Below are 26,638 nucleotides of genomic sequence, written 5' to 3'. Positions count from 1 at the left end.
ATGTCGGTTGCCGATCAAGCCCCTCGTTTCGCCAGCCCCGCCGACCAGCGGATGTGGTCCGAGCGCATTCCCGCCCCCTGGTGGATCCTTGGGTTAGTCCTGCTGTTGCTGCCGATCGTGGCCAACAATTTCTGGCTGTTCCAGATCATGGGCTGGACTTTCATTCTGGGCATGATCGGGCTCAGCCTGATGTTCCTCGCCGGCTATGGCGGAATGGTGAGCCTGCTGCAGATGTCGATTGCGGGATTGGCCGGCTACATGGTCGCAATCCTTGGGCCGTCCGGCGCGGCCAATGTCAGTCTCGGTCTCTCCTGGTGGATCGTGCTTCCGGCCGCCTTCCTGATCGCGGCGCTCTTCGCGACGATGTGCGGCGCGCTCGCCGTCCGCACGGATGGCATCTACACGATCATGATCACGCTCGCGATCGCGGCGGCCTTTTTCTATTTCACACGACAGAACTACTCCATCTTCAACGGCTATTCCGGGTTCAACCTCGTGTTGCCGCCGAAGCTGTTCGGTGTGAACTGGCGCGATCCCCTGCCTTTCTACTACCTCACACTCGCCTGCGCCGCGCTTTGCTACGGCGCAGTCGTCTATCTCGCGCGCTCTCCCTTCGGGCTCGCGCTTCAGGGCGTGCGCGACAACCCGCGCCGCATGGCGGCACTGGGTTTCAACGTGACCGCCCATCGCGTGGCGGCCTACGCCCTGGCGAGCGTTTTCGCCTCCACGGGCGGCATTCTTCTGGTCTGGCAGAATGCGCAGATCGCGCCGGGCACGATCGGTATTTCCTCCGCGATCGATGTACTCGTGGTCGCGGTCGTCGGCGGGATGCGCCGTCCGCTCGGACCGTTTATCGGCGCTTTCATCTACGTGTTGCTGCAAGTGTTCTCGACCGACATTCTCGGCTTTTTCGGGTTCTCGGCGGATCGCTTCAAGCTGATCATCGGGATCGGCTTCCTGGCGATCGTGCTGTTCTCGCCGGATGGCGTGCTGGGTCTGTGGGATCGCTGGCGCACGAGGATAGCGGCGCGCAAGGTCGCGACGACGGGAGGCGGGGCATGAACGCGCCCGTTGTGTCTTCCCGGATGAACTTGCCCGGAACCGGCAATGCCAGCTCCGGCAATGCGCTGGAACTGCGCGGCATCACCAAGATGTTCGGCGCGCTGGCCGCAATATCGGACGTGACGCTTTCGGTGAAACCGGGCGAAAGGCGGGCCGTTCTCGGCTCGAATGGCGCGGGCAAGACCACGCTGTTCAACTGCATCACCGGGGATTTTCTGCCCAGCGCGGGCCTGGTCCGGTTTTTTGGCGAGGATGTGACGGTCTTCCCGCCTCATGAGCGCATCCGCCGGGGTTTGCGCCGCACCTACCAGATATCCTCGCTCTTCACCGGACTGAGCGTAATGGACAATGTCTATCTGGCCTGCTGCGGTGTTTCGCGAAACCGCTTCTCGCTGGTCCGGCCCCGTCCCGACGATGCACTCGTGCAAGCAGCGGAAATGCTGGTCGAGGCTGTGCACCTGACCGCCGATAAGGACCGCTTGGTCGGCGAGCTGGCCTATGGCCAGCAGCGCCAGCTCGAAGTTGCGCTGGCGCTATCAGGTGCGCCGCGCTTCGTGCTGTTCGACGAGCCTGCGGCAGGGCTGTCGCCAACCGAGCGCGCCGAACTGGTGACGATCTTGACCTCGCTCCCGGCGCATATCGGCTTCATCATTATCGAACACGACATGGATGTCGCGCTGCGCGTCGCCGAAAGCGTGACGATGATGCACAACGGCCGGATCTTCAAGGAAGGCCGGTCCGACGAGATCGAATCCGATCCGGAAGTTCAGGAGCTTTATCTTGGAGGCGGTCATGCCCGCCACTGACCGCCGTCATCAGCTACGCGGCACGCTGCCGGCGCTCCAGGTCAGCGGGCTGAACCTCTATTACGGCCGCTCGCACGCGCTGCAGGGCGTCGATCTGACCTTGCAGGATGGTGTGCTCAGCCTTGTCGGCCGCAACGGCATGGGCAAGACCTCGCTGTGCAAGGCGATCATGGGCCTGGTTCCGGTGTCGAGCGGCTCGATCAGTGCGTTTGGCGAGGAACTGGTCGGCCGTTCCACCACCGACATCGCCCGGCTCGGCATCGGCTATGTGCCGCAGGGCAGGCGGCTGTGGCGGTCGCTGAGTGTCGACGAGCACCTGCGGCTGGCGCAGCGCGGGCCGCGCGGCGGCTGGACGCGGGAGCGGGTCTACGACACCTTTCCGCGGCTTGCCGAACGCAAAAACAACGCCGGCTCGCAGCTCTCCGGCGGCGAGCAGCAGATGCTGGCGATTTCGCGGGCGTTGCTGCTCAATCCGCGGCTCTTGATCATGGACGAGCCGACCGAAGGCCTTGCGCCTGTCATCGTCGCTCATGTCGAGGACATGCTGGTGCGGCTGAGCGAGGAAGGCGACGTCGCCATCCTCGTCATCGAGCAGAACATCGGCGTGGCAACCGAGATCTCCGAAACGGTCGCGATCATGGTCAACGGCCAGGTCAATCGCGTCATCGAGGCGGCGCGGCTGGCAGCCGATCGCGACCTGCAGCAGCGCCTGCTCGGCGTCGGTCGCCATGGCCATGAGGGGATCGAACCGCCGCCGGCTTCTGCGAGCGAACCCGGCGGCCGCCGGGCCGCAGCGGCGCCGACACGCACCGATGCGCCGATCCGGGTCTATTTGTCGAACCCGGTGCTGCCGACCCGCTGGAGCGCCGATGTTGCGGCAGCGCGGATCGAGGGAGCGGCGCATACCCTGACGCGCATGCCGGTCGCCGCCGCGATCGCCGCATCCGAGCGCAAGGTCGGGCGCAGCGTAGGTGGTCTCAACGAACCGTTCGTCGCGGTGGCCGGTACGCTCGACACCAAGGGCGAGGAGCTGCGCTTCATCGCCGACATCATCAAGGCGGCGGGCCTGCCGGTAAAGCTGGTCGATCTGTCGACCACGGGCCGGATCTCAGGCGCGGATGTGCCGCCGCTGGAGATCGCGCTGCATCACCCGCGCGGTTCCGCCGGGGTGTTCAATGCCGACCGCGGCGCTGCGGTGGCGGCGATGGCGGAGGCTTTCGAGAGCTGGGTGAAGGGCAAGTCCGGCCGCGACGGCGTCAGGCTGCTCGGCCTGATTTCCGCCGGCGGCTCCGGCGCCACGGCGTTGGCGACGCCGGCGATGCGGGCGCTGCCGGTCGGCGTGCCGAAGCTGATGATCTCCACCGTCGCGTCCGGCAACACGCGGGCGTATGTCGGCCCCTCCGATATCATGATGATGTATTCCGTCACCGACGTTCAGGGACTGAATGCGATTTCGCGACAGGTGCTGGCGAACGGCGCGCAGGCGATGGCCGGGATGGCGAGGGCACGGCTGGAGGCGAGCAAGGCGCCGCCGCCGCGCCGCCACGCCGTCGGCGAGCGGCCGCTGGTCGGCCTTACGATGTTCGGCGTCACCACGCCCTGCGTGCAGCAGGTCACGAAACTGATTGGCGACGACTATGAATGCCTGGTGTTCCATGCCACCGGCATCGGCGGCCAGTCGATGGAGAAGCTGGTCGATGGCGGCCTGGTGCCGGCGGTGATCGACGTCTCGACCACCGAAATCGCCGACCTGTTGTTCGGCGGCGTGTTTCCCGCGACCGAGGATCGGTTCGGCGCCATCATCCGCACCCGAATTCCCTATGTCGGTTCGGTCGGCGCGCTCGACATGGTCAATTTCGGTGCGCCCGACAGCGTCCCCGAGCGCTACCGGACGCGGCTGCTTCATCAGCACAATCCGCAGGTCACCCTGATGCGGACACAGCCCGACGAGAATGCCGCGATGGGCCGCTGGATCGGCGAGCGGCTCAATCTGATGGAAGGCCCGGTGCGCTTCCTGCTGCCGGAGGGCGGGGTCTCGGCCCTCGACGAGGCGGGCAAGCCGTTCTTCGACACTGCGGCGCGCGAGGCGTTGTTCGGCGCGCTGGAGGCGAGCGTGCGGCAGACGGCGTCGCGTCAGCTCGTTCGCGTTCCGCATCATATCAACAGCCCGGCATTTGCGGCCGCGCTGGTACAGCATTTTCGCGCGCTGCAAGGCGCACGGCCGCGCGCACGCGCCGCAGGCCGGTAGGGGATCACAGCATGGCAGCGATCGATCGGCAGACCCTTCTCACCAGGTTCCACGCGATGATCGCGCGCGGCGAACCGATCGTTGGCGGCGGCGCCGGCACTGGCCTGTCGGCCAAATGCGAGGAAGCCGGCGGTATCGACCTGATCGTGATCTACAATTCCGGCCGTTTCCGGATGGCCGGGCGCGGTTCGCTGTCCGGCCTGATGCCGTATGGCGACGCCAATGCGATCGTGATGGAGATGGCCGCGGAGGTGCTGCCGGTCGTGAAGAAAACTCCGGTGCTGGCCGGCGTCTGCGCCACCGATCCGTTCCGCAGCATGGAGCGCTTTCTCGACGAGGTGAAAGCCGCCGGGTTCTCCGGCGTGCAGAACTTTCCGACGGTCGGACTGATCGACGGCAGCTTTCGCATCGGGTTGGAGGAAACCGGCATGTCCTACGCGCTCGAAGTCGAGATGATCGCGTTGGCCGGAGCCAAGGGCCTGTTGACGACGCCCTATGTGTTCTCGGCCGACGATGCCGCAGCGATGGCGGGCGCGGGGGCCGATATCATTGTCTGCCATTTCGGGTTGACCGCCGGCGGCGCGATCGGGGCACAAACCGCACTGAAGCTCGAGGATGTTCCGGCCATGCTGGACACCTGGGCGGCGGCGGCGCTCGCGGTGAAGCCCGATGCGATCATCCTCGTGCATGGCGGCCCGGTCGCAGAACCTTCGGACGCCGAATTCGTGATCAAGAACTCGCGGCATTGCCATGGCTTCTACGGCGCCTCCTCGATGGAGCGGCTGCCGGTCGAAGTCGCGATCCGTGAGCAGACCCGGAAATTCAAGGCCATCAGCCGCAGCTGAACGGACCATGCGACAGCACTTTGTGAAGGGAGAACAGATATGTCAGGCCAGCTGATCGGAGCGCTCATTCTCTGGCTGATCGTCGCGATCATCGTGATCGCGATCGTCGTCTATCTGGTGAACTGGCTCTACCGGCGCTCGTCGAAGGAAGCGGCGTTCGTCCGTACCGGTCTTGCCGGCGAGAAAGTGGTGATCGATTCCGGCGCCTTCGTGCTGCCGTTCATCCACGACATCACGCCTGTCAACATGAACGTGCTGCAGATGCGGGTGCATCGCGGCCAGGACGACGCCATCATCACCCGCGACCGGATGCGGGTCGACATCGACGCCGACTTCTACGTCCGCGTCCGCGCCACCGCCGAGGCGGTGTCGCTCGCGGCCTCGACGCTCGGCCGGCGCACCATGCAGCCGGAGACTCTGCACGAGTTGTTGTCAGGCAAATTCGTCTCGGCGATCCGTTCGGTTGCCTCCGAAATGACGATGGAGGACATGCACGAGCAGCGCGGGGTCTATCTCGCCAAGGTCAAGGAGGCCGCCGCCGAGGCGTTGGCCAAGAACGGGCTCGAACTGGAATCGGTGGCGCTGACCAATCTCGATCAGACCGACCTGCAATATTTCAACGCCTCGAACCGCTTCGACGCCGAGGGCCTGACCCATCTGATCGAGCAGATCGAAGGCCGGCGCAAGGCACGCAACGACATCGAGCAGGATTCGATGATCAAGATCCGCTCGCGCAATCTCGAGGCCGAGAAGCAGTCGCTCGAGATCGAGCGCGAGAGCGAACTGGCGCGACTGGAGCAGCAGCGCGACGTCGAGGTGCGCCGCGCCGTGCAGCGCGCCGAAATCGCCCGCGAACGCGCGATGCGCGACACCGAGGCCGAGCAGGCCCAGATCACCGCGCGGGAGGAAATCGAGAAGTCGCGGATCGGCAATGAGCGCGCCATCAGCGAGGCGCGGATTGCCTCCGAGCGCGACGTCCGCCAGCGCGAGATCGAGCGCAGCCAGACCGTCGACCAGGCCGAGATCGCCGCGCGCGAGACGGTGGAGAAGTCGCGGATCGCCAACGACCAGCTGATCAAGGAGGCCCGCATCGCCGCCGACCGCGAGATCCGCGAGCGCGAGATCGAGCAGTTGCGGGCGCTGCAGGCCGCCGAGATCGCCGCCCGCGAATCCACCGAGCGCGCCCGGATCGCGCAGGAGGCATCCGTCAGCACTGACCGGATCGCCAACGAGCAGCGGATTTCCAGCCTCGACATCGCGAAGCGGCGGTCTATCGAGGAGGCTGACATCGCCGCGCGGCTTGCCACCGAAACCGCTGAGATCGCCCGCAACAGCGCGATCATCGCCAGCCGCCTCGCCGCGGAGGAAAAGCGGCTGGCGCGCGAGATCGTCCGTGATCGTACCGTCCAGCAGGAGACCATCGCGGCGAAGGAGCTGGTGGAGTCCGCCCGCATCGTCCAGGAGGAGCGGGTCCGCGCGCTGACCATTACCCGCAACCGGACAATCGACGAGGCCGAAATTGCCGCGCTGCATGCGGTCGAGGCGGCCCGGATCGAAAACGAGAAGGAAATCGCGGCGCATCGCATTCTCGCCGAACAGGAAACCCGGTCGCAGGAGATCGCACGGACCAAGACGCTGGAAGGCGCCGAGATCGCCGCGCGTGAGGCGACTGAGACGGCTCGCATCGCACAGGAGCAGGCGGTTGCCGCCTCGCGCATCGCCTCCGATCTCGAAATCCGCAGCCTCGATATCGATCGCAACAAGGCAATCGAGACCGCCGAAATCAAGAAGCGCGATGCGGTCGAGGTCAGTCGCATCGAGGCCGAGCTTGCGATCGACAGGGGGCGGATCGCGGCGTCGAAGAGCCGCGAAGTGCTGCAGATCGATCAGAAGAAGACTGTCGAGATCGCCGAAGAGGAGCGCGTCATCGCGATCTCCGCGCGGAAGATCGAGCGGGTCGATTCCGACCGTGCCGTGCGTGCAGCCGAGATCAATGCGCGCCAGGAGGTCGAGAAGGTCGACATCACGCGCGAGCGTGAGCTGGAAGTGGCGCGGCTGGAGCGCCGCAAGGCGCTCGAACAGCTCGACATCGCGCGCAACCAGGCACTGCAGGAATCCGAAATCGCGGCGCGCGAGGACATCGAACGCGCGCGCATCGCCTCCGAGCGCGGCCTCGACGAGGCCCGTATCGGCCGCGACCTCGACCTGCGCAAGCTCGAGGTCGGTCGCGAGCGTGAGGTCGAGAGCGCTGTCATGGACAAGGCGATCGCGATCTTCGAGAAGTCGCTGCTGGAATCCGCAGCCCAGGTGAAGGCGGAGATGGCGAAAGCCAAGGCGGTTGAGGCTGAGGAGATCGTCAAGACGGTGCGCGAAAGCGAGGACGCCAAGCGGCGTACCACGGTCGAGATCATGCTGGCGAGAAAGAACGCCGATGAGAAGCGAATTGGAGCCGAGGCCGATGCGATCCGCGCTGCGGTCGACGCCGAAGCGCAGAAGCTGCTCTACGAAGCCGAGAACGCGCTCACGGACGAGGCGCGCTACGGCCTGTTCCGGCGCCGGCTGCTGGACCGGATCGAGGGCATCGTCCGCGAAAGCGTCAAGCCGATGGAGAAGATCGAGGGCATCCGCATCCTGCATGTCGACGGGCTCGGCGGCATGGCCGGCAATGGCGGCGGCAGTTCGCGCACGCCGACCGACGAGGTGATCGAATCGGCGCTGCGCTACCGGGTGCAGGCGCCGTTGATCGATCAGGTGCTGAAGGAAATCGGGATCGAGGGCGGCAACCTCGCCAAGATGGGCGGGCTGATGCGCGAGGCCAGCGACCTGCAGCGCGTCGGCAAGGAAGCCCTGCCGCCCAAGCCGAAGGACGGGCCAGCCGTCGCGGAGGCGGGGCCTGGCGAGCGCAAGCCATCGGGCCGCGGCGACAAAGGCAAGGGCAAGGAGTAATCGGATGGCCCGCGTCTATGTATCCAGCGTCATCAATGCGCCGGCGGCCAAGGTCTGGGCGCGCGTGCGCGACTTCAACGGCCTGCCGAACTGGCATCCTGGCATCGCGGAGAGCCGGATCGAGAACGGCGAGCCGGCCGACAAGGTCGGCTGCGTCAGGGCGTTCGCGCTGCGCAACGGTGACCGGCTGCGCGAAAAGCTGCTCGGCCTGTCGGACTTCGACATGGTCTGCACCTATTCGATCCTGGATTCGCCGATGCCGCTGACCAACTACGTCGCCACGCTGCGGCTGACTCCGGTCACCGATCAGGACCGCACCTTCATCGAATGGAGCGCCGATTTCGACTGCGCACCGGAGCTGGAAGCAGACCTGGTCGGCGGCGTCGGTGGCAATGTGTTCCAGACCGGTTTTGACGCGCTCAACCGCGCCTTCGGAGCCTGAGCCATGCCGCGGGTGGTTCGCAGCACCATCATCGACGCCCCGGTCGAGCGGCTGTGGGCGGTGCTGCGCGACTTCAACGGCCATGAGTCCTGGCATCCGATCGTCGCCAAGAGCACTATCGAGCGCGGCTATCCGTCCGACAAGATCGGCTGCATCCGCCGCTTCACGATGCAGGACGGCGCCGAACTGCGCGAGCAACTGCTGGCCTTGTCGGACCTGGAAATGACCTTCAGCTACTGCCTGCTGGAGACGCCGATTCCGCTGTTCAACTACGTCGCCCATGTCCGGCTGCTGCCGGTCACCGACGGCAATCGCAGCTTCTGGCATTGGGAGGGCCGGTTCACCACGCCGGCCGGGCGCGAGACAGAGCTCGCCGACCTCGTGGGCAACGAAGTCTATTCAAATGGCATCGCGGCGGTCCGCCAGCTGCCCGAACTCGCAAGTTAGGAAACGCCATGCCCGTCAATGTCCGCATCGTGCAGGGATTGCAGGAAGCCGCTGCTATCCTGGCCAGCGACCGCGGCGCGCAGCTGCTCGGCGGCGGCACGCTGCTGGTGCGCGATATCAACGAAGGCGTAATGACGGAAGGCACGTTGCTGCGCGCGGTGGATCCGGCGCTGCTGGCGATGAACACCGGCGGTGCACGCGTCGAACTCGGCGCCGGCGTCACCATGGCGATGGTGCTGGCCAGCCGCGACCTGTCCTACCTGCACGCGGCGGCGCGCGGCATTGGCGGTCCCGCGGTGCGGACCACGGCGACCATCGGCGGCAATCTGTTCGCCGCGACGCCCTATGGCGATTTCACCACCGCGCTGCTGGCGCTCGACGCCGTCGTGACGCTGCACGCCGGCTTCGGCGGCGCGCGGGTAATGCCGCTGGAGGAGATGCTGGCGAACCGGGCGCGGGGCGGGGTGGGACTGGTCGCTTCGGTCGGCTTCAGCCGCCCGGCCGGCGCCGATGCGTTTCGCTTCGTCAAAGTCGCCCGGGTGCGGCCCAAGGGCGTCTCGGTGCTGTCGATCGCGGCGCATCTGCCGCAAAACGGCGGACGGATCAGCGGCGCGCGGATCGCCTACGGCGCGATGGGGCCGACGCCGCTGCGCGCCAAGGCGGTCGAGCGCGTGCTGGAAGGCCGCAGCCTGGACGCCGCCACCATTGCTGCAGCGAAGACCGCGGCGCTCGAGGGCACGCAGCCCGCGACCGATGCGATCGCCTCGGAATGGTATCGCCGCGAAGTATTGCCAGTGCATCTCGGCCGGCTGCTTGCCGGCGAGACATCCTGAAGGAACGCAGAATGGCCCGGATGCCTGTACAGTTTCGTCTCAACGGCTCTGATCGTGCCGTGTTCGTCGAGCCCGCGGAAACGCTGCTTGGCACTATCAGGCGCGGGCTCGGCGATTTCGCCCCGAAGTTCGGTTGCGGCCAGGGCACCTGCGGCGTCTGCACCGTGCTGGTCGACGGCGAGCCGCGACTGGGCTGTCTCACGCTCAGCGTGACCTGCGAGGGGCGATCGATCGAAACCGCAAGCGGGCTCGCCGATGGGCCGACGCTGCATCCGCTGCAGGCCGCCTTCATGGAGCATTTCGCGGCGCAGTGCGGTTTCTGCACGCCCGGCATGCTGATGGCGGCGAAGGCGCTGCTCGATCGCAATCCGAACCCGACACGTGTCGAGGTGGTCGAGGCGATTGCCGGCAATGTCTGCCGCTGCACCGGCTACGAGCCGATCATCAACGCCATCCTGGCCGCCGCGCAGCAGCGCGGCGTCCGCCGCGCCTGAGGAGATCCCGATGCTGGAGTTTCGCAAGGATCTGTTCGCCGACGAGCGCGACGACAATCTCAACGTGATCGGCAAGGGCGAGCAGCGCCAGGACATGCTGGGGCATGTCACCGGCCGCACCCGCTTCTTCGACGATCACGGCTTTGACGGCCTGCTGCATCTGAAGGTCGTGCGCTCGCCACATCATCACGCCCGGATCCGGAGCATCGACGTGACGGCCGCGGAGCGCGCCCCTGGTGTCAAGCGCGTGTTCCGGGGACAAGACGTTCCGCTCAACAAGAACACGCTGCTCAGTCTGATCGATTTCGGCAAGGACGATGAGCCGACGCTGGCGGTCGACAAGGTGCGCTACAAGGGCGAGCCGATCGTCGCCATCATTGCCGACAGCGAGGCGGAAGCCCTGGCCGCGGTCAAGCTGGTTCGGGTCAGTTACGATCCGCTGCCCACGGTGTTCGACGTGCAGGAGGCGCTGAAGCCGGGCGCGGTCGTCGTCAACGAGACCTATCCGGGAAACTATTTCGAGTATCACGACAAATACGACCATCAGAAGCTGCGCTTCGGCGATGTCGAGGCGGCGTTCCGCACCGCCGATCACGTGCTCGAGGAGCGATACCAGATGTCGCCGATCGAGCACGCCTCGACCGAGACCAACGGCACCATCGCCGCGCCCGAAACCAACAACCGCTACGTCGTGCATTCCTGCGCGCAGGGCCTGTTCTTCTCGCTCGGCACCACCGCGAAAATCCTTGCGCTGGAATCCAACCGGCTGCATTTCATCGGCGGTACCGTCGGTGGCGGATTTGGCGGCAAGGTCGACTCGCTGACCGAACCGCTCGCGGTGCTCGGCGCGATTCTCACCGGGCGGCCGGTCCGTTACGTGCTGGGGCGCGAGGAGGAGATGCAGTTCGCCTCGCCGCGCGGCGCCGAGCGGCACGTCATCAAGGACGGCGTGATGCGCGACGGCCGTATCGTCGCGCGGCAGATCACTTCCTATTTCGATGCCGGCGCCTATACGCGGCTGACCAGCTATGGCGTGGTCAAATGCGTAGCGCACATGCCGGGGCCCTACACGATCCCGAATGTGCGCGGCGACGCCTATTGCGTCTTCACCAACCGCGTGCCGGCGACCGCGATGCGCGGTTTCGGTGTCACCGGGGTGGACTTCTCGATCGAGGTACAGATGGACAAGCTGGCGCATCTGGTCGGCATCGACCCGATGGAGTTCCGCATCCTCAACGCCTATCGCGACGGCGACATGAAGGCGCATCGCCGCGTCGCGCACAACACCGCGCTGATCGAATGCGTGCAGGTCGTGGCCGAGAAGGTGAACTGGCCTTTGAGCGAGACCGCGCGGCGCGCTTCGTCGCTGAGCGGCGGCGGCGGCCCGCGCGCGGCTATACCGCCCACGGTGACCGATGAGAGCGGCCGGATCGGCCGGCCGGAGACGCGGCAGGCGCCGCCACAACTGACGCCGGGCGCGGCACCGCTACCGGCGCATCAGCCTCGGCCCGCCGTGCCGGTCTATCAGCCGCCGCCGGCGCATCAGCCGGCAGCAGCACTGCCGAATTATCCGGCGCAGCCAGCTGATGGTGCGCCCTTGCCGGCTCCGGCGCCGCCGGTTCCGAATGCGCCGGCGCCACCACAACACGGCGCGGCGCGGTTCTCGTCGGTGTTCACACGGAGGCGCTGAGATGGCACGGCATCAGGGGCGTGGAATGGCGTCCATCAACTACCCGATCGGCATGAATCTCGGCGGCGATCCCAGCCAGGCGCTGGTGCATGCCAATCCGGACGGCAAGTTCACGGTGGCGCTGTCGGCGATCGATCTCGGGCAGGGCATGAAGCAGGTCAGCCGGCAGATCGCGGCGGAGACGCTGGGCGTGCCGATCGAGGACGTCTATGTCGACACCGCCGACAGCGACACCGGTCCGCACGACATGGGCTCGTTCGCCTCGCGCGGCACGCATCGCGTCGGCAACGCGGTGATCGTCGCCGCAAAGGAGGCGCGGGGCGTGCTGCTGGAGGCAGCCGCCGAGGAGCTCGAGGTCAACGCCGACGATCTGGTCACCGACGGCAAGGGCAACATCCACGTCCGCGGCGCGGCGTCGAAATCGATCACTGTCAAAGCCGCGTCGCAGGCGGCGCAGTTCAAGCAGGGCAAGACGATCTCCGGCCGCGGCATCTTTCTGATCCCGCTCTCGACGGTCAATCCGGAAACCGGGGAGATGTCGCCGGTCACCGCCTATGCCCATGCCTGCCTCGTCGTCGATCTGGAGGTCTGCGACGAAACCGGTGACGTCAAGGTCAACAAGCTGACCAGCGCCTATGAACTCGGCCGCGCGCTCAATCCGAAAATGGTCGAGCAGCAACTGGTCGGCGGCGCCTGGATGGGCATGAGCCACGCGCTCTACGAGACGCCGGAGCCGTATTATCCCAACCCCGAACATGGTGGCCGCGACTACAACGAATATCTGATGCCCGGCCCCGGCGATATCGCGCCGCACGACATCACGGTGCTGGAGCGACCGGCGCCGGACGGCCCGTTCGGCGGCAAGGGCCCCGGCGAGATGTGCGCCAATCCGGTGCTGCCGGCGGTCGCCAACGCGATCTTCAACGCCATCGGCGTGCGGATCGATACGCTGCCGATCACGCCGGAAAAGATTCTGCGTGCGCTGAAGGCGCAGGGCGGCGCGCGGCCGCAAGTCCGGCGCGCATAGGGGGCATCGGGATGGCGGTGCGCGGTAGTGTTGGTGGGATCGATCGGCCGGAGAAGCTCGCCGAAGCGCTGCGCGCGGCCTATTACCTCGCCGATGACGGCTTTGCCACGGCCGGCTACCTCGCGCTTGCGCTCGGCAAGCCGTTGCTGCTGGAAGGCGCGCCGGGTGTCGGCAAGACCGAGGCCGCCAAGGCGATCGCCGGAATCATGGGGCGGCAGCTGATCCGGCTGCAATGCTATGAGGGCATTGATTCCGCCGCCGCGCTGTACGAGTGGAACTACCCGCGCCAGATGCTGGCGATCCGCCAGGCCGGCGACGAGCCGATCGACATCTATCGTGACGATTTCCTGATCGAGCGGCCGATGCTGGCGGCGCTGCGCCGGCCGGAATCGACCGTGCTGCTGATCGACGAAATCGACCGCTCCGATCCCGAGTTCGAGGCGTTCCTGCTCGAATTCCTGTCGGACTTCTCGATCTCGATCCCGGAGCGCGGCACGCTGCGCGCGCATGAACGCCCGGTGGTGATCCTGACCTCGAACCGCACCCGCGATCTGCACGAAGCGCTGCGGCGGCGCTGCGTCTATCACTACATCGCCTATCCGGACCCCGAGCGCGAGGCGCGGATCATCATGATGCGTTCGTCCTCCGTCGCCGAGGCCACCGCGCGCGCGATCGTGACGGCGGTCGGGCGGTTGCGGCAGGAGCCGCTCACCAAGCCGCCCGGTGTCGCCGAAGCGATCGACTGGGCGGAGGCGTCGACGCTGCTGGCGAAAACCGGCGCGCCGTGGCCGGACGCGTTCCGGCGCGCGATCGGCGTGGCGCTGAAGGACGAAGAGGATCTTGCCTTCATCGCGCCCCGACTTGACGCCATCATCGCGGAGATCGCGGCATGACGTTATCAGCTCTGCCGCGCGCGGCCCGGCCGCTGCTGGACTTCATCGCGCTGCTGCGCCGCAACGGCTTTCCGGTCGCGCCGGAACAGGGCCTGGCCTTTCTGCGCGCGATCGAACTGCTGGGCCCGCGCGATATCGAGGACATCCGCCGTGCCGGCGTCGCCACACTGGCGCCGCCGTTCGAGCGGCAACCCGATTTCGACATGCTGTTCGACATGCACTTTCTCGGCCTTGCCGGCGTGCTGTCCGATCAGGTCGCCGAAAGCGACGAGCAGCTGGAAGTTCAGGACGAGGGCGCCGGATATGACGCGCCGCTGTCGGACGAGACAAACGAAACCGGGCAGATGGCGACCTCCAGCGAGGCGCTGTCGCGGCGCGCGCTGCGGCCGGACGATGAGAGCCAGCAGCTGGCGCGTTTCAGCCGGCATCTGCCGGCCCAGCTGCCGCGCCGCCGCGGCTATCGGATGCGCTCCGCCAAGCGCGGTGGCGGCTTCGACCTGCAGCGCTCGCTGCGGGACGCCATCCGTACCGATGGCGAGCTCGTCCGGCTGCGCCGCCGCGAACGCCAATTGCGGCCTCGCGCTATCCTGCTGCTGATCGACGTGTCGGGCTCGATGAAAGCGCGCTCCGACGCGCATCTGCGCTTCGCCCATGCGCTGGTCAATGCGGCGCCACGCGTCGAGGTGTTCACGTTCGGCACGCGGCTGACGCGGCTGACCCGCGCGCTGCGGCTGAAGAACCGCGAGCAGGCGCTTGCCGTCGCAGCCGACCTCGTCGCCGACTGGGACGGCGGCACCCGGATCGGCGATGCGCTGGCCGCCTTCCTCGCGGTGCCGCGCTTCGCCGGCTATGCCCGCGGCGCGCTGGTGCTGGTGCTGTCCGACGGGCTCGAGCGCGGCGATCCGGCGCAGATGATCCGCGCGGTCGGCCATCTCGCCGCGCGCGCCTGGCGGATCGACTGGCTGACGCCGCTTGCCGCCGCGGCCGATTATCGCCCGGAGACCACAGCATTGCGCGCGGTGCTGCCGCTGCTCGACAGCGTCGCCAATGGCGCGACGACGGAGCGGCTGTGCCGGCATGTTCTCGATCTCTCACGACGGAGGGCCATCAGATGACTAAGCCTGCGCCCGGCTGCGTCGATGCGCATCATCACATCTGGCGGCAGCAGGATCTGCCCTGGTTGCTCGGTCCGATGCAGCCGCGGATCTTCGGGCCCTATGAGCCGATCCGCCGCGACTACACTATCGCGGAATATCTGGCGGATGTTTCCGCCGCGGGCGTCACGCGATCGGTTTACGTGCAGGCGAACTGGGCACCGGCGCGCTTTCTCGATGAGGTCCGCTATGTCAGCGACGCCGCTCGGGAAACCGGCTGGCCGCACGCCATCGTCGCCTATGCGGATTTCACCGCGGAGGATGTGCGGTCGCAACTGGAGCAACTGGCGGCGTTCCCGCTGGTGCGCGGCGTCAGGATGCAGCTGCACTGGCACGACAATCCGCAATACCGCTTCGCTTCGGTTCCGGATCTGGCACGCGATCCGACGCTCCGTCGCAACATCGCGCGGTTGAGCGAATACGGCTGGGCCTTCGATCTGCAGGTTTTCGCGCCGCAAATGGCCGGTGCGGCCGAGCTTGCCGATGCCTGTCCCGGCGTCAATTTCGTCCTGCAGCATGCCGGCATGCTGGAGGATTTGTCGCCGACCGGCCTTGAAGCCTGGCGTTCCGGCATGACGCTGCTGGCGCAGCGGTCCAACGTCGTATCAAAACTGTCCGGCCTCGGCACCTTCCTGCATCGCAACGACCCGGCGCATATCGGTTTCGTGGTCGGCGAAACCGTGCGGCTGTTCGGTGCCGGACGCTGCATGTTCGGCTCGAACTTTCCGATCGAAAAGCTCTGGACTCGCTACGAAGCGTTGTTCGATGCCTATCGCGCTGCGACGCAGTCGCTGTCCGCCGCGGACCAGCAAGCGATCTTTCACGATACCGCCGCCGGCATCTACCGGCTGGCCTGATTTCAGAAAACAACAGGATTCAACGAGGGGAAAAAATCACATGGCGCTCGAAATCAAGATCCTGGACTACGGCGACATCGAACTTGAATCCAGCTTCCTCGTGCTGGGACGTGATTGCGGGCGCACCAGGCGGGTATACACATACGGCTTCCTGATCCTCGGTGGGCCGTGGCCGATGGTGGTCGATACCGGCTATCGGCACAACCAGATCATGGAAAGCCTCGGCATGCGCGGTCTGCAGCACCATGAGAACATGATCGAGAACCAGCTCGCCAGGCATGGCATGCGGATGGGCGATGTGCGCTACGTCATGCACACCCATCTCCACATCGACCACGCCGGCAAGGACGAGTTGTTCCCGATGAACACGACGGTGCTGCTGAACCGGCGCGAACTGGAATATTCGGTGTCGGGCCTGATGCATCCGCAATATCCCGCGCCTGACATCAAGCACCTGATCGACCGGCTGCACACCCGCCACGCGCTGCGGCTGGAAGATCTCGAACTGTCCGGCCCGATCGAGGTCTGCCCCGGTGTCACCGTCGATGCGGCGGGCGCTCACACCGAGGGCTCGATGAACATCCATGTCGAGACCGCCGAGGGCCGCGCCACCATATGCGGCGACGTGATCTATGATTTCAACGACCAGATCGTGAATCCCTTCCACGAACTGCATCACAACGAGCCGCGCACCACTGGCAACCACGGCAACACCAAGCGCGAGGAGAAGGCGGCGATCAAGCGGCTGCTTTCCGGTTCGCGCTTCCTGCTGCCGGTGCATGACAAGCCGGCGAAGATCGAGCACGGCCAGGTCGTGGCGCGGCTCGACATGGCGGTGCCGGGACCGACCGTGCAATCGCTGCCGTCACGCAATTGGTTTGCAGCGTGAGCGGCGGCTTCGGAGACCGGCGATGACCACGCATATCGCGCTGCGGCCATCCTTTGCCGAACTGATCGACCTGTGGGCGCCGGTGCGGCAGGCCGGCACCGGATTCCAGTTCACGGAAGGTCCGGTCTGGCACCCGAAGGCGCATGATTTGCTGTTTTCCGATATGCCGGGCGACGTGCGCCGCCGGCTCGACGGGCAGGGCGTTCGCGAGGCGATGCGTCCGTCCAACAAGTGCAACGGCATGACCTATGATGCCGGGCTGAACCTGATCGTCTGCGAGCATGCCACCTCCACGCTGGTGCGCGAACGCCCCGACGGCCGGCGCGAGATTTTGGCGTCGCATTTCGACGGGCTGGAGCTGAATTCGCCGAACGACGTCTGCGTGAAGTCCGACGGCGCGATCTATTTCTCGGACCCGTGGTACGGCCGGATGCCGGTCTACGGCGTCGAACGGCCGCGCCAGCTCGGCTTCCAGGGCGTCTATCGCGTGCCGCCACGCGGCGGCGAGCCGCAATTGCTGGTCGACCGCTATCTGTTCGATCAGCCGAACGGGCTGTGCTTTTCGCCGGATGAGCAGCGGCTCTACGTCAACGATACCGTCAAGCATCTGATCCGCGTGTTCGACGTCGATGCCGGTGGAGGTCTTGGTAACGGGCGGGTGTTCGCCTCCAACATCGTCTCGGCTACCGAGCCCGGCGTGCCTGATGGCATGAAATGCGACGCGCTCGGCAATGTCTGGGTGTCGGCGCCGGGCGGAATCTGGGTCTACGCGCCGGACGGCAGATTGATCGGCAAGCTGCGCATTCCCGAACTGGTCAGCAATCTGACCTGGGGCGGGCCGGATTGGCGCACGCTCTACATCACCGCGACGCATTCGGTCTATGCGGTGCCGGTGAAGGTCGGACCGCGCAATGAGCCCTATATGCGCGCCGGCCAGAACGCGCCGGCCGCAGCCCGGCCGGCACCGGCTCCGGTGGCCACCGTCAATCGGCCCGCAGCCCAGCTCGCAGAGCCGGGCTACGCGGTCGATCCGACGCGCTGCGCGCTGATCATTCAGGACATGCAGAACGACGTCGTGATGGACGGCGGCGCCTTTGCGTCATCAGGCTCGCCGGCGCATTGCCGCGAACAGAACGCCATCGCCAACGCGAAGCGGCTCGCGGAGGCCGCGCGTGCGCGCGGCGTCATGGTGATTCACGTCTGGTTCGTGGTGGAGCCGGGCGCTCCCGGCGTGACCGCGAATGCACCGCTGTTCGAAGGGTTGATCGACGCAAAAGCACTGGTGCGCGGCACCTGGGGCGTTGCGCCGGTGCCGGGGCTGGAGCCGCACGCAGGTGACCAGGTGGTCGAGAAGATGCGGATGAGCGCCTGGGAGGGCACGAGGCTGGAGGCCATGCTGAAGGCGGCCGGACGCGATTTCGTCATCGTCACCGGCGCCTGGACCAATATGTCGATCGAGCACACCGCCCGCACCGGCGCGGACAAAGGGTTCTACATGATCGTGCCGGAGGATTGCTGCTCGACGATGAACGCCGAATGGCACATTGCCGCAGTGAACTACGCGATCCAGAACGTGGCGATGGTGACCCGCGCCGACGATCTGATCGCCGCGATGTCCTGATCGAGGGTGGCAAGCTGCCGGGCCTCGCCGTCGCGAGGTCGCGCATGCTCCGCGTCTTACCGTTCAGACCATCCTGCGTCGCTAATCGGTGTGCGCTTGGGAATTCTTGCGTCAATTATAGAGCGAGCCGTCGCCGAGAACCGATTGCCTGAAGCGGGTGGTGAGGATGCCGCCGTCGGCCGGCGGCAGCACGAAGTAAAGCGCTTCTGGATTGATCTTGACCTGCGCGAAGACGGGCCCGTTGCCGTGGTGTGCGAGATCGCGGATCTCGGTAACTTCAGCCATGGTCCTGACGATCCGCGATGTCCTGAAGCCGGCGGCCGTTGCGATCCCGGCGAGATCGACGCCGGCTGCCGTGTGGGTCTTCTGCATTCCAGTCTCGCCGAAGCGCTCGTTATCCAGCACGGCAATGGTGAGATTCGGCGGGTTCTGGACGGCGATCGTGGCAAGCGCGCCGAGGCTCATCAGCAGTTCGCCGTCGCCGGTGATGACGAGCACCCGGCGCTTGGGCTGCGCGATGGCGAGACCAAAGCCCATCATGGCGGCCGCGCCCATCGCGCCCCAGAGCGGGAAGTTGTTCGGGCTGTCGCCCGCGGCCGAGATATCCCAGTTGGGGGCGCCGAGCCCGGCAACGACCAGGAGATCGCTGCGATCGCGCAGCAATTCATTGACGACGTCGCGGCGATGCAGCAGTTCGTTGGGAACGTTCATTTGCGGGCAAGCTCCTTGAAATTCTTGGCACCGAGCACGCGCTGTCCGATCAGGACGGCGGCGGGCCGCCAGGTGTTGAAGGCAAGGTTGGCCGCGCCGGAAACGGTCGAAGCGACCAGATGCGGCTCATCGGCGCGCGTTACGATCACACCCATAGCCTCGAGCACGGCTTTGGTGCCCTGGCCCATCGGGACCTGCCACGGGTTGAACTCCCCCCATTCGCCGCGCATCGTCACCAGCATCAAGAGCGGCATGCGGCAGATCATCGGCAGCGACAGCATGTTGATGCAGTTGCCGACGCCGCTCGATTGCAGCAGCAGGACGCCCCGTTCTCCGCCGAGCCAGGCACCCGCCAGCATGGCGATCCCTTCCTCTTCGGTGGTCAGGGTGATGACGCGGGCTTGGGGATCCGCCTCGAATGCGCGGATGAGGCGGCTGTGGCCCGCATCCGGCACCATTCCGACCTGGCGCACGTCAGCGTCCTTGAGGACGCGGTACACTTCGTCGGGCCAGGTCGGCAGTGCGACCGGCTCTTTCTTCTGCAGATCCGCCACGGAGCAGCTCCCCCTTTTCTCGATCGCGACACGCGTTGCCGGGATAGTACGACGCCGTTTCGATGAGAAGGTATGCAAAATTGAAAAACAGCCGGTCGCGCCAGCCCGGCTCGCTGCACCGCCATATCCGGCGCGTCGCTATTCTCGCGCCAACTCCGGCAGCACGTGGTAGCGAGCGATCTCATGTGGAAACTCGCCGCGGTTGGCGAGCAGGACAATGCCGGCTTTGTGTGCCGGCACGAGGCCGACATAGGCTGTTGCGTTATTAAGTCCGCCCGGCTTGTCGACGACGACCACGTCGTTCAAGTGGATGTTTTCCCAGGCCATCGCCTGTCCAAACTTCTCGGTCACGCGAAATGCCTCGCGCTGCGTCATCTGCAACGCTTGCCGCAACTGCGGATCGATTGCCTCGCCATCGATGAAGGCAGCCAGAAAGGTGGCCACGTCGCGCGCCGAGGTGAACATCTGGCCAGTCCCGGGGAAATCGTAATAAGTCTGCTGATCTCCAGGTGGACCAATCGCCATGCCCGTCTCGGCGTAGCCCTGCACGACGCGTTTCATCAGCTCCGGAGCCATGATGGCGCGACGGTCTGGCCCGCGCGCGGGAAGGAACGTCTGGTTCATGCCGAGCGGTTTCAGGATACGCGCCTCGATAAGTTCACCTATCGGTCGACCGTAGCGACGTTCGAGCGCGAGCTGCAGCAGCACATACCCCGCATGTGTGTAGATGCGCTGCTTGCCCGGCTGCTCGCCTGATTGCGGCGTCCATGCGTTGAGCGCCTCGAAGAACTGCGGCAGCGTAAACGAATCGTTCGGCCATGGCGGATGATCGGTCGGCAGCAGGAGTCCGGACGTATGCGTTGCCAGTTCACCGATCGTCACGCTTTTGATGTAGTCGCCGCCCAGCTCGGGGACATACCTGCTCACGGGGTCATCGAGACGGAGTTCGCCGCGAAGCGTACCCAGCGCGACAAGGATTGCCTCAAACGGTTTGCGCACTGACGCTACGTTGAACAACGTGTCTGATGTGATCGGCTGCCCTGTCGCTTCGTCGGCGACGCCGTAGTTGAAAAAATCGGTGTGACCCGCAGCGTAGACGGCCACGGCGAGACCGCCCGGCTTCCCCACGGTCTCCGGCGCCAAATAGGCCGTGACGACGTGCTGAATTTTGGCGTCCATGCCGATATCCGCAACCGACCCGCCCGCCAGCACGAGCAGCAGGACGGTAAAAATGATCAGGCCCGTCGATCGACGATGTCGCCAACAGCGCGCGGAGCTTGTCACCATTATGAGCATCGTCTCGTTGACGCCGATGGACCTTTTTACCCGCGCGATTCCGGCGCTTATCGGGAAGCGGCCGTCAACTTGCTGTGAGTTGTCGAATTCCTTAGGCTCAGGAGATCGCAATGATCTCGAGCTCGTGACCGGATACGCCGGCGACATCGCCGACAGCTTTGCCCATCAGGGACCTTGCCACCGGAGACACGAAGGAAATCGAGCCGGCCTTGGGGTCCGCTTCGTCCTCTCCCACGATATGATATTTCTGCACGCGCCCATCCTCGCGCCTGAAGGTCACCGTGCTCCCGAAAGCAACGGTATCAGTGGACGCAGGAGGGGTGATTAGCTGGGCCGTCCGAACTCTCGCCGCAAAATAGCGCGCATCGCGCAACGGGGTTGCGGCTTGCCGCCGCCGCTCGTTGACGTCTTCGACCTGCTGCGCCGTCTCGTACGCCTCGCGAGCCTGTTGCAGTTGAAACTCGAGCGCCTTCAATCCCGCTTCCGTAACCAGGTTCGGATGGGGAGAGATCGGGCGGTCGGGGAGCAGCGTCTCCGATGCGGTTTCGGCACTGTCTTCCTTGGTGAAGGCAACGCTCAACTCGGCCTCCTTTCGAGTGGGATATGCCAGGAGATGGAATTGTAACACAACGCTCGGCGGTTTTTGCGTATCACATATCGCGGAGCGGATGGAACCTGGTTGCCTCTTTTGGGGTACCGCCTCTTCTGGAGGCCGCTCGATGCTGGCGCGAAGCGGATGCCAGCCATGGAAACATCGCAGGAGCCCTCAGCGCCACCCGAGCGCGGGCGCCACGTGCGTCAGAATCGATTCAATGACATGGGCATTGTAGGCCACGCCGAGCTGGTTAGGGACGGTCAACAGTAACGTGTCGGCCTCATTGATCGCCTCGTCCTTCCTGAGCTGCTCAATCAGGACATCAGGCTCTGCCGCATAGCTGCGGCCGAAGATCGCCTGCGTCTCCGGAGAGATAAAGCCGATCTGGTCATCCGCGTCTCCACCGCGGCCGAAGTAGGCGCGATCACGATCATCCATGATGGCGATGATGCTGCGGCTGACGGACACCCGTGGCTCGCGCGCATGGCCTGCCTCCTTCCACGCCGAGCGATAGGCCCTGATCTGGGCGGCCTGCTGGATGTGGAAAGCCTCGCCGGTTTCGTCGTTCTTGAGCGTCGAACTCTGCAGGTTCATGCCCAGCTTCGCTGCCCATATTGCCGTGGCGTTCGAGCTGGCTCCCCACCAGATGCGATCCCGCAATCCTTGGGAATGCGGTTCAAGACGCAGCAATCCTGGCGGATTTGGAAACATCGGACGTGGATTGGGCTGCGCGAAGCCATGGCCGCGCAGCGCGTCAAGAAAGACCTCGGCATGGCGCCGGCCCATGTCGGCATCGGTCTCGCCCTCGGCCGGTTGATAGCCGAAATACCGCCATCCATCGATGACCTGCTCGGGCGATCCTCGGCTAATTCCAAGTTGCAGGCGCCCGCCCGAGATGAGATCGGCCGCGCCGGCGTCTTCCACCATGTAGAGCGGGTTCTCATAGCGCATGTCGATGACCGCCGTGCCGATCTCGATGCTGTTGGTTCTCGCGCCGACCGCGGCCAGCAACGGGAAAGGCGAGGCGAGTTGGCGGGCGAAGTGATGAACGCGAAAATAGGCGCCGTCGGCGCCCAATTCCTCAGCCGCGACGGCCAGATCGATCGATTGCAGCAGCGTGTCCGCCGCCGAGCGGGTCTGCGATTGCGAAGAGGGCGTCCAGTGCCCGAACGAAAGGAATCCGATGCTTTTCATGCGGGTCATCTAGGCTCTCCCTGCCGATTTGCCACCGCTCACTGTGAGTGGGACTGCCCTTGCACGGAGCGTCCAAGAACAGCGGCTCGGTGAACAACGATGGAAGTGCCAGATCGCAGGCTGGACCGAAAGTGTCCCTGGATGCTACGGATTACAGCACAAGGCCAGTAGGCCCTTGAAATTTTTCTTTTTGCGGCGCGCAGGATCGGTGATCAGGACTGCCAGCATGCCCGTCGGCGAACTCTTCATCCTCGGCTTCTTCGGCAAAACCATCCCGGCATGGCTGCGGGAATTTGCGGCCAATTACGGCCTGGGCGGCGTGATCCTGTTCGACTATTCCTGCCAGACGCAAAAGTACGACAACAACATCGAATCGCCGGAGCAGGTGCAGCGTCTCTGTGAAGAGATTTCGCAGCTACCGTCGCAGCCGATGGTGTTCATCGACCAGGAGGGCGGGCTGGTGCGGCGGCTCAAGGAGAGCCGGGGGTTCAAGCCGCTCCCGAGCCCGAAGGAATTCAACCATCTCGCTTTGAGCGAGAAGCGGGAAGTACTTGCCGCCAGTTTCGCCGAAATGCGCCGCCTCGGCATTCACTACGACTTCGCGCCCGTCATCGACGTCGATTACAACCCCGACAATCCGAACATCGGCAAGATCAAGCGTTCCTGGTCCGCCGATATCGGCGAGGTGGAGGCCAATGCGCTGCTGGTGAGCGAGGTCGCGCGCGAGACGGGCATCGGGCTTTGCCTGAAGCATTTCCCCGGCATCGGCGGCGCGGTGGTGGACTCGCATCAGGAGTTCATGGACATTTCCGACAGTTTGCGCACCGAACAGGAAGAGCTGTTCTATTCGCTGGCGCCAAAAATGTTCGGCGATGCCGTGCTGGTCAGCCACGCCATCGTCAGGCAATGGGACCGCGACAATCCGATGACCCTGTCTGCCGCGGGCCTTGCCCGGTTGCGCCGGCGGCTTCCCGATACGCTCCTGATCACCGACGACATGCAGATGCAGGGGCTGCAGAAGGCGTTGGGCACGCGGCAAGCCAGCCTTCAATCGCTGAAGGCCGGTATCGACATGCTCTGCATCGGGAACAATTTGTTCGATCAGGAGCTGGAAATGGCCGCCATCGCGCAATCCGTCGAGCAATCCGTGGGCGATGGGACGTTAACGGGTTCCGCCGTTAAGGAATCGATCGCCCGGGTAGGGCGGCGAAAGGCGCTTTTGGCGGCCTGACGGCCCCTGGAGGCTGCTATGCGTACCGGCGCGCCGGTTCCCTGCCAATGGCGGGTTGCCTTGCGAGGCCGTTGAGACTACAAGCCTTTTTTCCAACGGGAAGACAGGCGATGGCCCACAATTACGCAATCAATGACGACGTGCACCACCAGCTGCAGGGGCCGCAGGGCCGCGCCACCGTCAAGGAACGCAGCATCTACACCATCGTCACCTGCCTGCCGATCGAGGCCGACGGCCGCCCGCGCTACCGCATCAAGAGCAAGACCGAGAACGTCGAGCGCGTCGTGACCGAGGAGCAGATCAGCCGGCTTGGCTGATCCGCCGCCATTCTTCATTTGGACGGCTGTTTGTTTGGACGGTTGGCGCGCGCCCGCATCGCGTTGTCGTGCGCGGCGATGTCGCCATCGCCGTCCGCCTTTTCCTGATTTCGTTATTATTGAAGTCGCGCGTCGGTCATCGCGCGGCCACCGGGACCTGCACCTCGCAAATCGGTGAAGCCGTGGTCGCCTGCGATCACAGTGTTTCTACGGCTCTTTGTGAAGCAATTCACACGCTGTTGCCGGCACCGGCGTTAACGACGGCGCATGACAACGCGGCGGATAGCATACTGGTGGTTCAGGCTCGTTGCCTCGGGACGCTTCCTCGAAAAGTTCCTGAGGCTCCCGCGCAACTGATCCGCGTCGAGGTTACGTCCGATCCGTCGCTTAACGGAAACAGCGACGAGTTACTTCATCGAAGCCGCGCCTGCGAATTGCCGCTGAGGTCCATCACACGCGGTTTGTTGCTTTGCCGCGTGGCTACCTGGTTTAAACAGTCCGGCGGACGGGACCATAACGAATCAAATTGGGTGCATTAGAGAAACAAATACTCTTTATGAGGGATCAGGCGCGGGGCCAACGCATTTCTACGGGCCGTAAAACTACGGAGTCTTGATCTAACGGCATAATACTCCCTCAATTGAAGGCCAAAAATCATCGCGTTGGTTCAGTTTCTGGCCCACTTTGCCGGTTCCCCGTATTCTTACTGGTTAAAAAATTAACCACTGGCGGCAATGGAATCGATAAATTAGTTATATGTCGCAGCAAGACCATCGAGCCGGTGATTCGCACTTTCCGCAGTGGATGGAAACCGTCACGCCTCTCGAGAGCAATCTTGAAATCGTCCAATTATCCGTCGCGCGCGCTCGCGCAACGGAAGAAGCGGAAGCTTCGATCGCTCGCCAGTTGAACGGACCGCTGACGGCGCTGCTGCTCTACATGAACGAGATCAAGCAGCACAGCCACCAGTTCTCCGAGGCGCCCGGCAATCGCGTTTACCTGCAACAGGTCGTGGACAACGCGGTTCAACAGCTCGAACGCGTCTGTGTCGTGGTGAAGCAGATGTCGGACAAGCATCCCTCCTTTGCTTCCGAATCCGATCGCAAGCAGGGGCGGGAGAGCCAGGCCAGCCGCACCAAGGATGGCGGTCGCACACCGGGGCTGATGTTCGCCTCGGAGTCCGGCCAGAAGCCGCTGACCAAGCGCGAGCGCGAGGTGCTGAGCCTGATCAGTGAAGGTTGCTCCAACAAGCAGGGCGCCTTGCGGATGAACATCAGCCCGAGGACGTTCGAGAGCCATCGCGCCGAAGCGATGCGCAAGCTCGGCGCCCGCAACACCGCGGATCTCGTCCGCAAGGCGTTGTTGCAGCCAGCCTGATTATTTCATTTGCTTCAGAATGAAGGCGAAGCGCACTGCGCCTGCAGTGAAAGCGCCGCCATGCTGCAGGTTCACAAAGGCCGATTGTAATCGCGACAGGGCCGACGAGGCCGGACCAGAGCGTGGTCCGGAACAGCGGGAGCCGGTTTTCCGAGGAGATCGCGCCAGGTTGCCGCTCAGCAGAGGTCTTCCGCGAAAGAGCGCATGCGGGGCGCGGGCCGGGTCGCGATAACAGGTTTTGGCTCTTCCGGGATGATGGTGATCACCCAGGCCGCCGGAACACTCGACTTGTTTTCCACGATCGATCGAACGTGGCCGGTGACGGCCGAGCCGGCCGAGCGGAAGGTTGCGGTTCTGCCGTTGAACTGGGCGATACGAAAGCGCCGCACTTCTTTCTGATCGCTCGTTTCGAACGTGAACATGAGGGGGCTCCTTGGTCCACGCGACTATCGCGATTCAACGTTATCCGTCTGTGAAAATCGTAAACCGTAGTAGTACGGCAAGCCGCGTGTGCGGCGCGCGGGGCCGTCCCGTCCGGACACCGCAAGACCGGTCGGATGCAGCCTCGGCGTTCGCCGATCCGCTTCGCGTCTGATGGCCGTGAGGATAGAGGACGAGGCGGCGATCGATGGCGGCCTTCAGCCTGACGCAGCGCGCCCGGGCGCGATGCTATTCAGCCGCGCTGGGGAATACGGCTTCCATCTTGGTCTTCAGCGTCGCCGCGTTGAACGGCTTGACGATGTAGTTGCTGACGCCCGCCTTCTTCGCGGCGATGACGTTCTCCGTCTTCGATTCCGCGGTTATCATGATGAAGGGCGTGTTTGAGAATTCCGGGCTCGCGCGGACTTCTTTCAGCAGGTCGTAGCCCGTCATCGGCTCCATGTTCCAGTCGGAGATCACGAGACCGTATCGCTTGCCCTGCATCTTGGCGAGCGCCGCCGAGCCGTCGCTGGCATCGTCGACGTTCTCGAATCCGAGCTGCTTGAGGAGGTTGCGGATGATGCGGATCATGGTGCTGTAGTCATCGACCACCAGGATCGGCATCGACAAATCAAAAGCCATGTATTTACTCCGCGCAGCTAGCAAACCGCCGAACACGGGTGAACTCG

The 26,638-nt window shown here is 64.9% G+C and carries 27 protein-coding genes; 20 read left to right on the top strand and 7 right to left on the bottom strand.

Annotation, left to right across the window (positions count from 1 at the left end; genetic code table 11):
- The 16 genes from ABIE49_RS19540 to ABIE49_RS19465 are packed head-to-tail and all read left to right on the top strand — an operon-like array spanning window position 1 to window position 18,254.
- Window positions 1-1,062 (top strand): branched-chain amino acid ABC transporter permease, encoded by a 1,062-nt coding sequence (locus ABIE49_RS19540; protein WP_192740546.1) that lies wholly within the window; start codon window positions 1-3, stop codon window positions 1,060-1,062.
- Between the two features lie 23 nt (window positions 1,063-1,085).
- The gene (locus ABIE49_RS19535) at window positions 1,086-1,868 is read left to right on the top strand and encodes an ABC transporter ATP-binding protein (protein WP_192740571.1); all 783 of its coding nucleotides are present in this window, start codon (window positions 1,086-1,088) and stop codon (window positions 1,866-1,868) included.
- Window positions 1,855-4,116 carry an ABC transporter permease gene (locus tag ABIE49_RS19530; RefSeq protein WP_192740547.1) on the top strand — a complete coding sequence of 754 codons (2,262 nt, stop codon included), beginning with the start codon at window positions 1,855-1,857 and terminating at the stop codon, window positions 4,114-4,116. Before ABIE49_RS19535 ends, ABIE49_RS19530 begins: the two co-directional genes overlap by 14 nt.
- 11 nt (window positions 4,117-4,127) lie before the next feature.
- Window positions 4,128-4,961 carry a phosphoenolpyruvate hydrolase family protein gene (locus tag ABIE49_RS19525; RefSeq protein WP_192740548.1) on the top strand — a complete coding sequence of 278 codons (834 nt, stop codon included), beginning with the start codon at window positions 4,128-4,130 and terminating at the stop codon, window positions 4,959-4,961.
- A gap of 39 nt (window positions 4,962-5,000) precedes the next feature.
- Window positions 5,001-7,907, top strand: a complete 2,907-nt coding sequence (locus ABIE49_RS19520; RefSeq protein ID WP_192740549.1) for a flotillin family protein — start codon at window positions 5,001-5,003, stop codon at window positions 7,905-7,907.
- 4 nt (window positions 7,908-7,911) lie between these two features.
- Window positions 7,912-8,349, top strand: coding sequence for an SRPBCC family protein (locus ABIE49_RS19515; protein ID WP_192740550.1), 438 nt, complete (start codon window positions 7,912-7,914; stop codon window positions 8,347-8,349).
- A 3-nt stretch (window positions 8,350-8,352) separates the two neighbouring features.
- A complete protein-coding gene (locus tag ABIE49_RS19510; protein ID WP_192740551.1) occupies window positions 8,353-8,796 on the top strand; it encodes an SRPBCC family protein in 444 nt (147 codons plus the stop codon).
- Window positions 8,797-8,804: 8 nt separating this feature from the next.
- Window positions 8,805-9,629 carry an FAD binding domain-containing protein gene (locus ABIE49_RS19505; RefSeq protein WP_192740552.1) on the top strand — a complete coding sequence of 275 codons (825 nt, stop codon included), beginning with the start codon at window positions 8,805-8,807 and terminating at the stop codon, window positions 9,627-9,629.
- Between the two features lie 11 nt (window positions 9,630-9,640).
- Window positions 9,641-10,123 (top strand): (2Fe-2S)-binding protein, encoded by a 483-nt coding sequence (locus tag ABIE49_RS19500; RefSeq protein WP_192740553.1) that lies wholly within the window; start codon window positions 9,641-9,643, stop codon window positions 10,121-10,123.
- A 10-nt stretch (window positions 10,124-10,133) separates the two neighbouring features.
- A complete protein-coding gene (locus tag ABIE49_RS19495; protein WP_192740554.1) occupies window positions 10,134-11,813 on the top strand; it encodes a xanthine dehydrogenase family protein molybdopterin-binding subunit in 1,680 nt (559 codons plus the stop codon).
- Between the two features lies 1 nt (window position 11,814).
- Window positions 11,815-12,840, top strand: a complete 1,026-nt coding sequence (locus ABIE49_RS19490; protein WP_249119764.1) for a xanthine dehydrogenase family protein molybdopterin-binding subunit — start codon at window positions 11,815-11,817, stop codon at window positions 12,838-12,840.
- An 11-nt stretch (window positions 12,841-12,851) separates the two neighbouring features.
- Window positions 12,852-13,733: an AAA family ATPase gene (locus ABIE49_RS19485; RefSeq protein ID WP_192740556.1), complete on the top strand. Its 882-nt coding sequence runs from the start codon at window positions 12,852-12,854 to the stop codon at window positions 13,731-13,733.
- Window positions 13,730-14,848, top strand: coding sequence for a vWA domain-containing protein (locus ABIE49_RS19480; protein ID WP_192740557.1), 1,119 nt, complete (start codon window positions 13,730-13,732; stop codon window positions 14,846-14,848). Before ABIE49_RS19485 ends, ABIE49_RS19480 begins: the two co-directional genes overlap by 4 nt.
- Complete coding sequence (locus ABIE49_RS19475) at window positions 14,845-15,744, top strand: amidohydrolase family protein (RefSeq protein WP_192740558.1); 900 nt, start codon at window positions 14,845-14,847, stop codon at window positions 15,742-15,744. The genes ABIE49_RS19480 and ABIE49_RS19475 overlap by 4 nt, the downstream gene beginning before the upstream one ends.
- 40 nt (window positions 15,745-15,784) lie before the next feature.
- Window positions 15,785-16,633: an MBL fold metallo-hydrolase gene (locus ABIE49_RS19470; protein WP_192740559.1), complete on the top strand. Its 849-nt coding sequence runs from the start codon at window positions 15,785-15,787 to the stop codon at window positions 16,631-16,633.
- Between the two features lie 22 nt (window positions 16,634-16,655).
- Window positions 16,656-18,254, top strand: coding sequence for an isochorismatase family protein (locus ABIE49_RS19465; protein ID WP_192740560.1), 1,599 nt, complete (start codon window positions 16,656-16,658; stop codon window positions 18,252-18,254).
- 111 nt (window positions 18,255-18,365) lie between these two features.
- On the opposite strand, the gene ABIE49_RS19460 is transcribed toward ABIE49_RS19465, so the two are convergent.
- From ABIE49_RS19460 to ABIE49_RS19440, 5 genes are all read right to left on the bottom strand, one after another.
- Window positions 18,366-18,965, bottom strand: a complete 600-nt coding sequence (locus tag ABIE49_RS19460; RefSeq protein ID WP_192740561.1) for a thiamine pyrophosphate-dependent enzyme — start codon at window positions 18,963-18,965, stop codon at window positions 18,366-18,368.
- On the bottom strand, window positions 18,962-19,519 hold the full coding sequence (locus ABIE49_RS19455) for a thiamine pyrophosphate-binding protein (RefSeq protein WP_354066889.1): 558 nt from the start codon (window positions 19,517-19,519) through the stop codon (window positions 18,962-18,964). Before ABIE49_RS19455 ends, ABIE49_RS19460 begins: the two co-directional genes overlap by 4 nt.
- A gap of 138 nt (window positions 19,520-19,657) precedes the next feature.
- Complete coding sequence (locus ABIE49_RS19450; RefSeq protein ID WP_354066888.1) at window positions 19,658-20,926, bottom strand: serine hydrolase; 1,269 nt, start codon at window positions 20,924-20,926, stop codon at window positions 19,658-19,660.
- Window positions 20,913-21,395 carry a transcription elongation factor GreA gene (gene greA / locus ABIE49_RS19445; RefSeq protein WP_192740562.1) on the bottom strand — a complete coding sequence of 161 codons (483 nt, stop codon included), beginning with the start codon at window positions 21,393-21,395 and terminating at the stop codon, window positions 20,913-20,915. Before greA ends, ABIE49_RS19450 begins: the two co-directional genes overlap by 14 nt.
- 186 nt (window positions 21,396-21,581) lie before the next feature.
- Window positions 21,582-22,604, bottom strand: a complete 1,023-nt coding sequence (locus tag ABIE49_RS19440) for an LLM class flavin-dependent oxidoreductase (protein ID WP_192740574.1) — start codon at window positions 22,602-22,604, stop codon at window positions 21,582-21,584.
- A 226-nt stretch (window positions 22,605-22,830) separates the two neighbouring features.
- On the opposite strand from ABIE49_RS19440, the gene ABIE49_RS19435 reads away from it, so the two are divergent.
- From ABIE49_RS19435 to ABIE49_RS19420, 4 genes are all read left to right on the top strand, one after another.
- Complete coding sequence (locus ABIE49_RS19435) at window positions 22,831-23,835, top strand: glycoside hydrolase family 3 N-terminal domain-containing protein (RefSeq protein ID WP_192740563.1); 1,005 nt, start codon at window positions 22,831-22,833, stop codon at window positions 23,833-23,835.
- 110 nt (window positions 23,836-23,945) lie between these two features.
- The gene (locus tag ABIE49_RS19430) at window positions 23,946-24,152 is read left to right on the top strand and encodes a hypothetical protein (RefSeq protein ID WP_192740564.1); all 207 of its coding nucleotides are present in this window, start codon (window positions 23,946-23,948) and stop codon (window positions 24,150-24,152) included.
- Between the two features lie 68 nt (window positions 24,153-24,220).
- Window positions 24,221-24,691: a hypothetical protein gene (locus ABIE49_RS19425; RefSeq protein ID WP_192740565.1), complete on the top strand. Its 471-nt coding sequence runs from the start codon at window positions 24,221-24,223 to the stop codon at window positions 24,689-24,691.
- 217 nt (window positions 24,692-24,908) lie between these two features.
- Entirely contained in the window at window positions 24,909-25,529 is a 621-nt protein-coding gene (locus ABIE49_RS19420) for a helix-turn-helix domain-containing protein (protein WP_192740566.1), read from the top strand.
- A gap of 176 nt (window positions 25,530-25,705) precedes the next feature.
- On the opposite strand, the gene ABIE49_RS19415 is transcribed toward ABIE49_RS19420, so the two are convergent.
- Together ABIE49_RS19415 and ABIE49_RS19410 are read right to left on the bottom strand one after the other, a co-directional pair.
- Window positions 25,706-25,951, bottom strand: a complete 246-nt coding sequence (locus ABIE49_RS19415) for a hypothetical protein (protein WP_192740567.1) — start codon at window positions 25,949-25,951, stop codon at window positions 25,706-25,708.
- 247 nt (window positions 25,952-26,198) lie between these two features.
- Entirely contained in the window at window positions 26,199-26,591 is a 393-nt protein-coding gene (locus ABIE49_RS19410) for a response regulator (RefSeq protein ID WP_192740568.1), read from the bottom strand.
- Window positions 26,592-26,638: the final 47 nt, after the last annotated feature.

Origin of the sequence: Bradyrhizobium sp. OAE829 (assembly GCF_040546575.1) — a bacterium.
Classification (GTDB): Bacteria; Pseudomonadota; Alphaproteobacteria; order Rhizobiales; family Xanthobacteraceae; genus Bradyrhizobium.
Note: the sequence above shows the minus strand (reverse complement) of the source record. Positions and strands in the feature narration are given on the sequence as shown.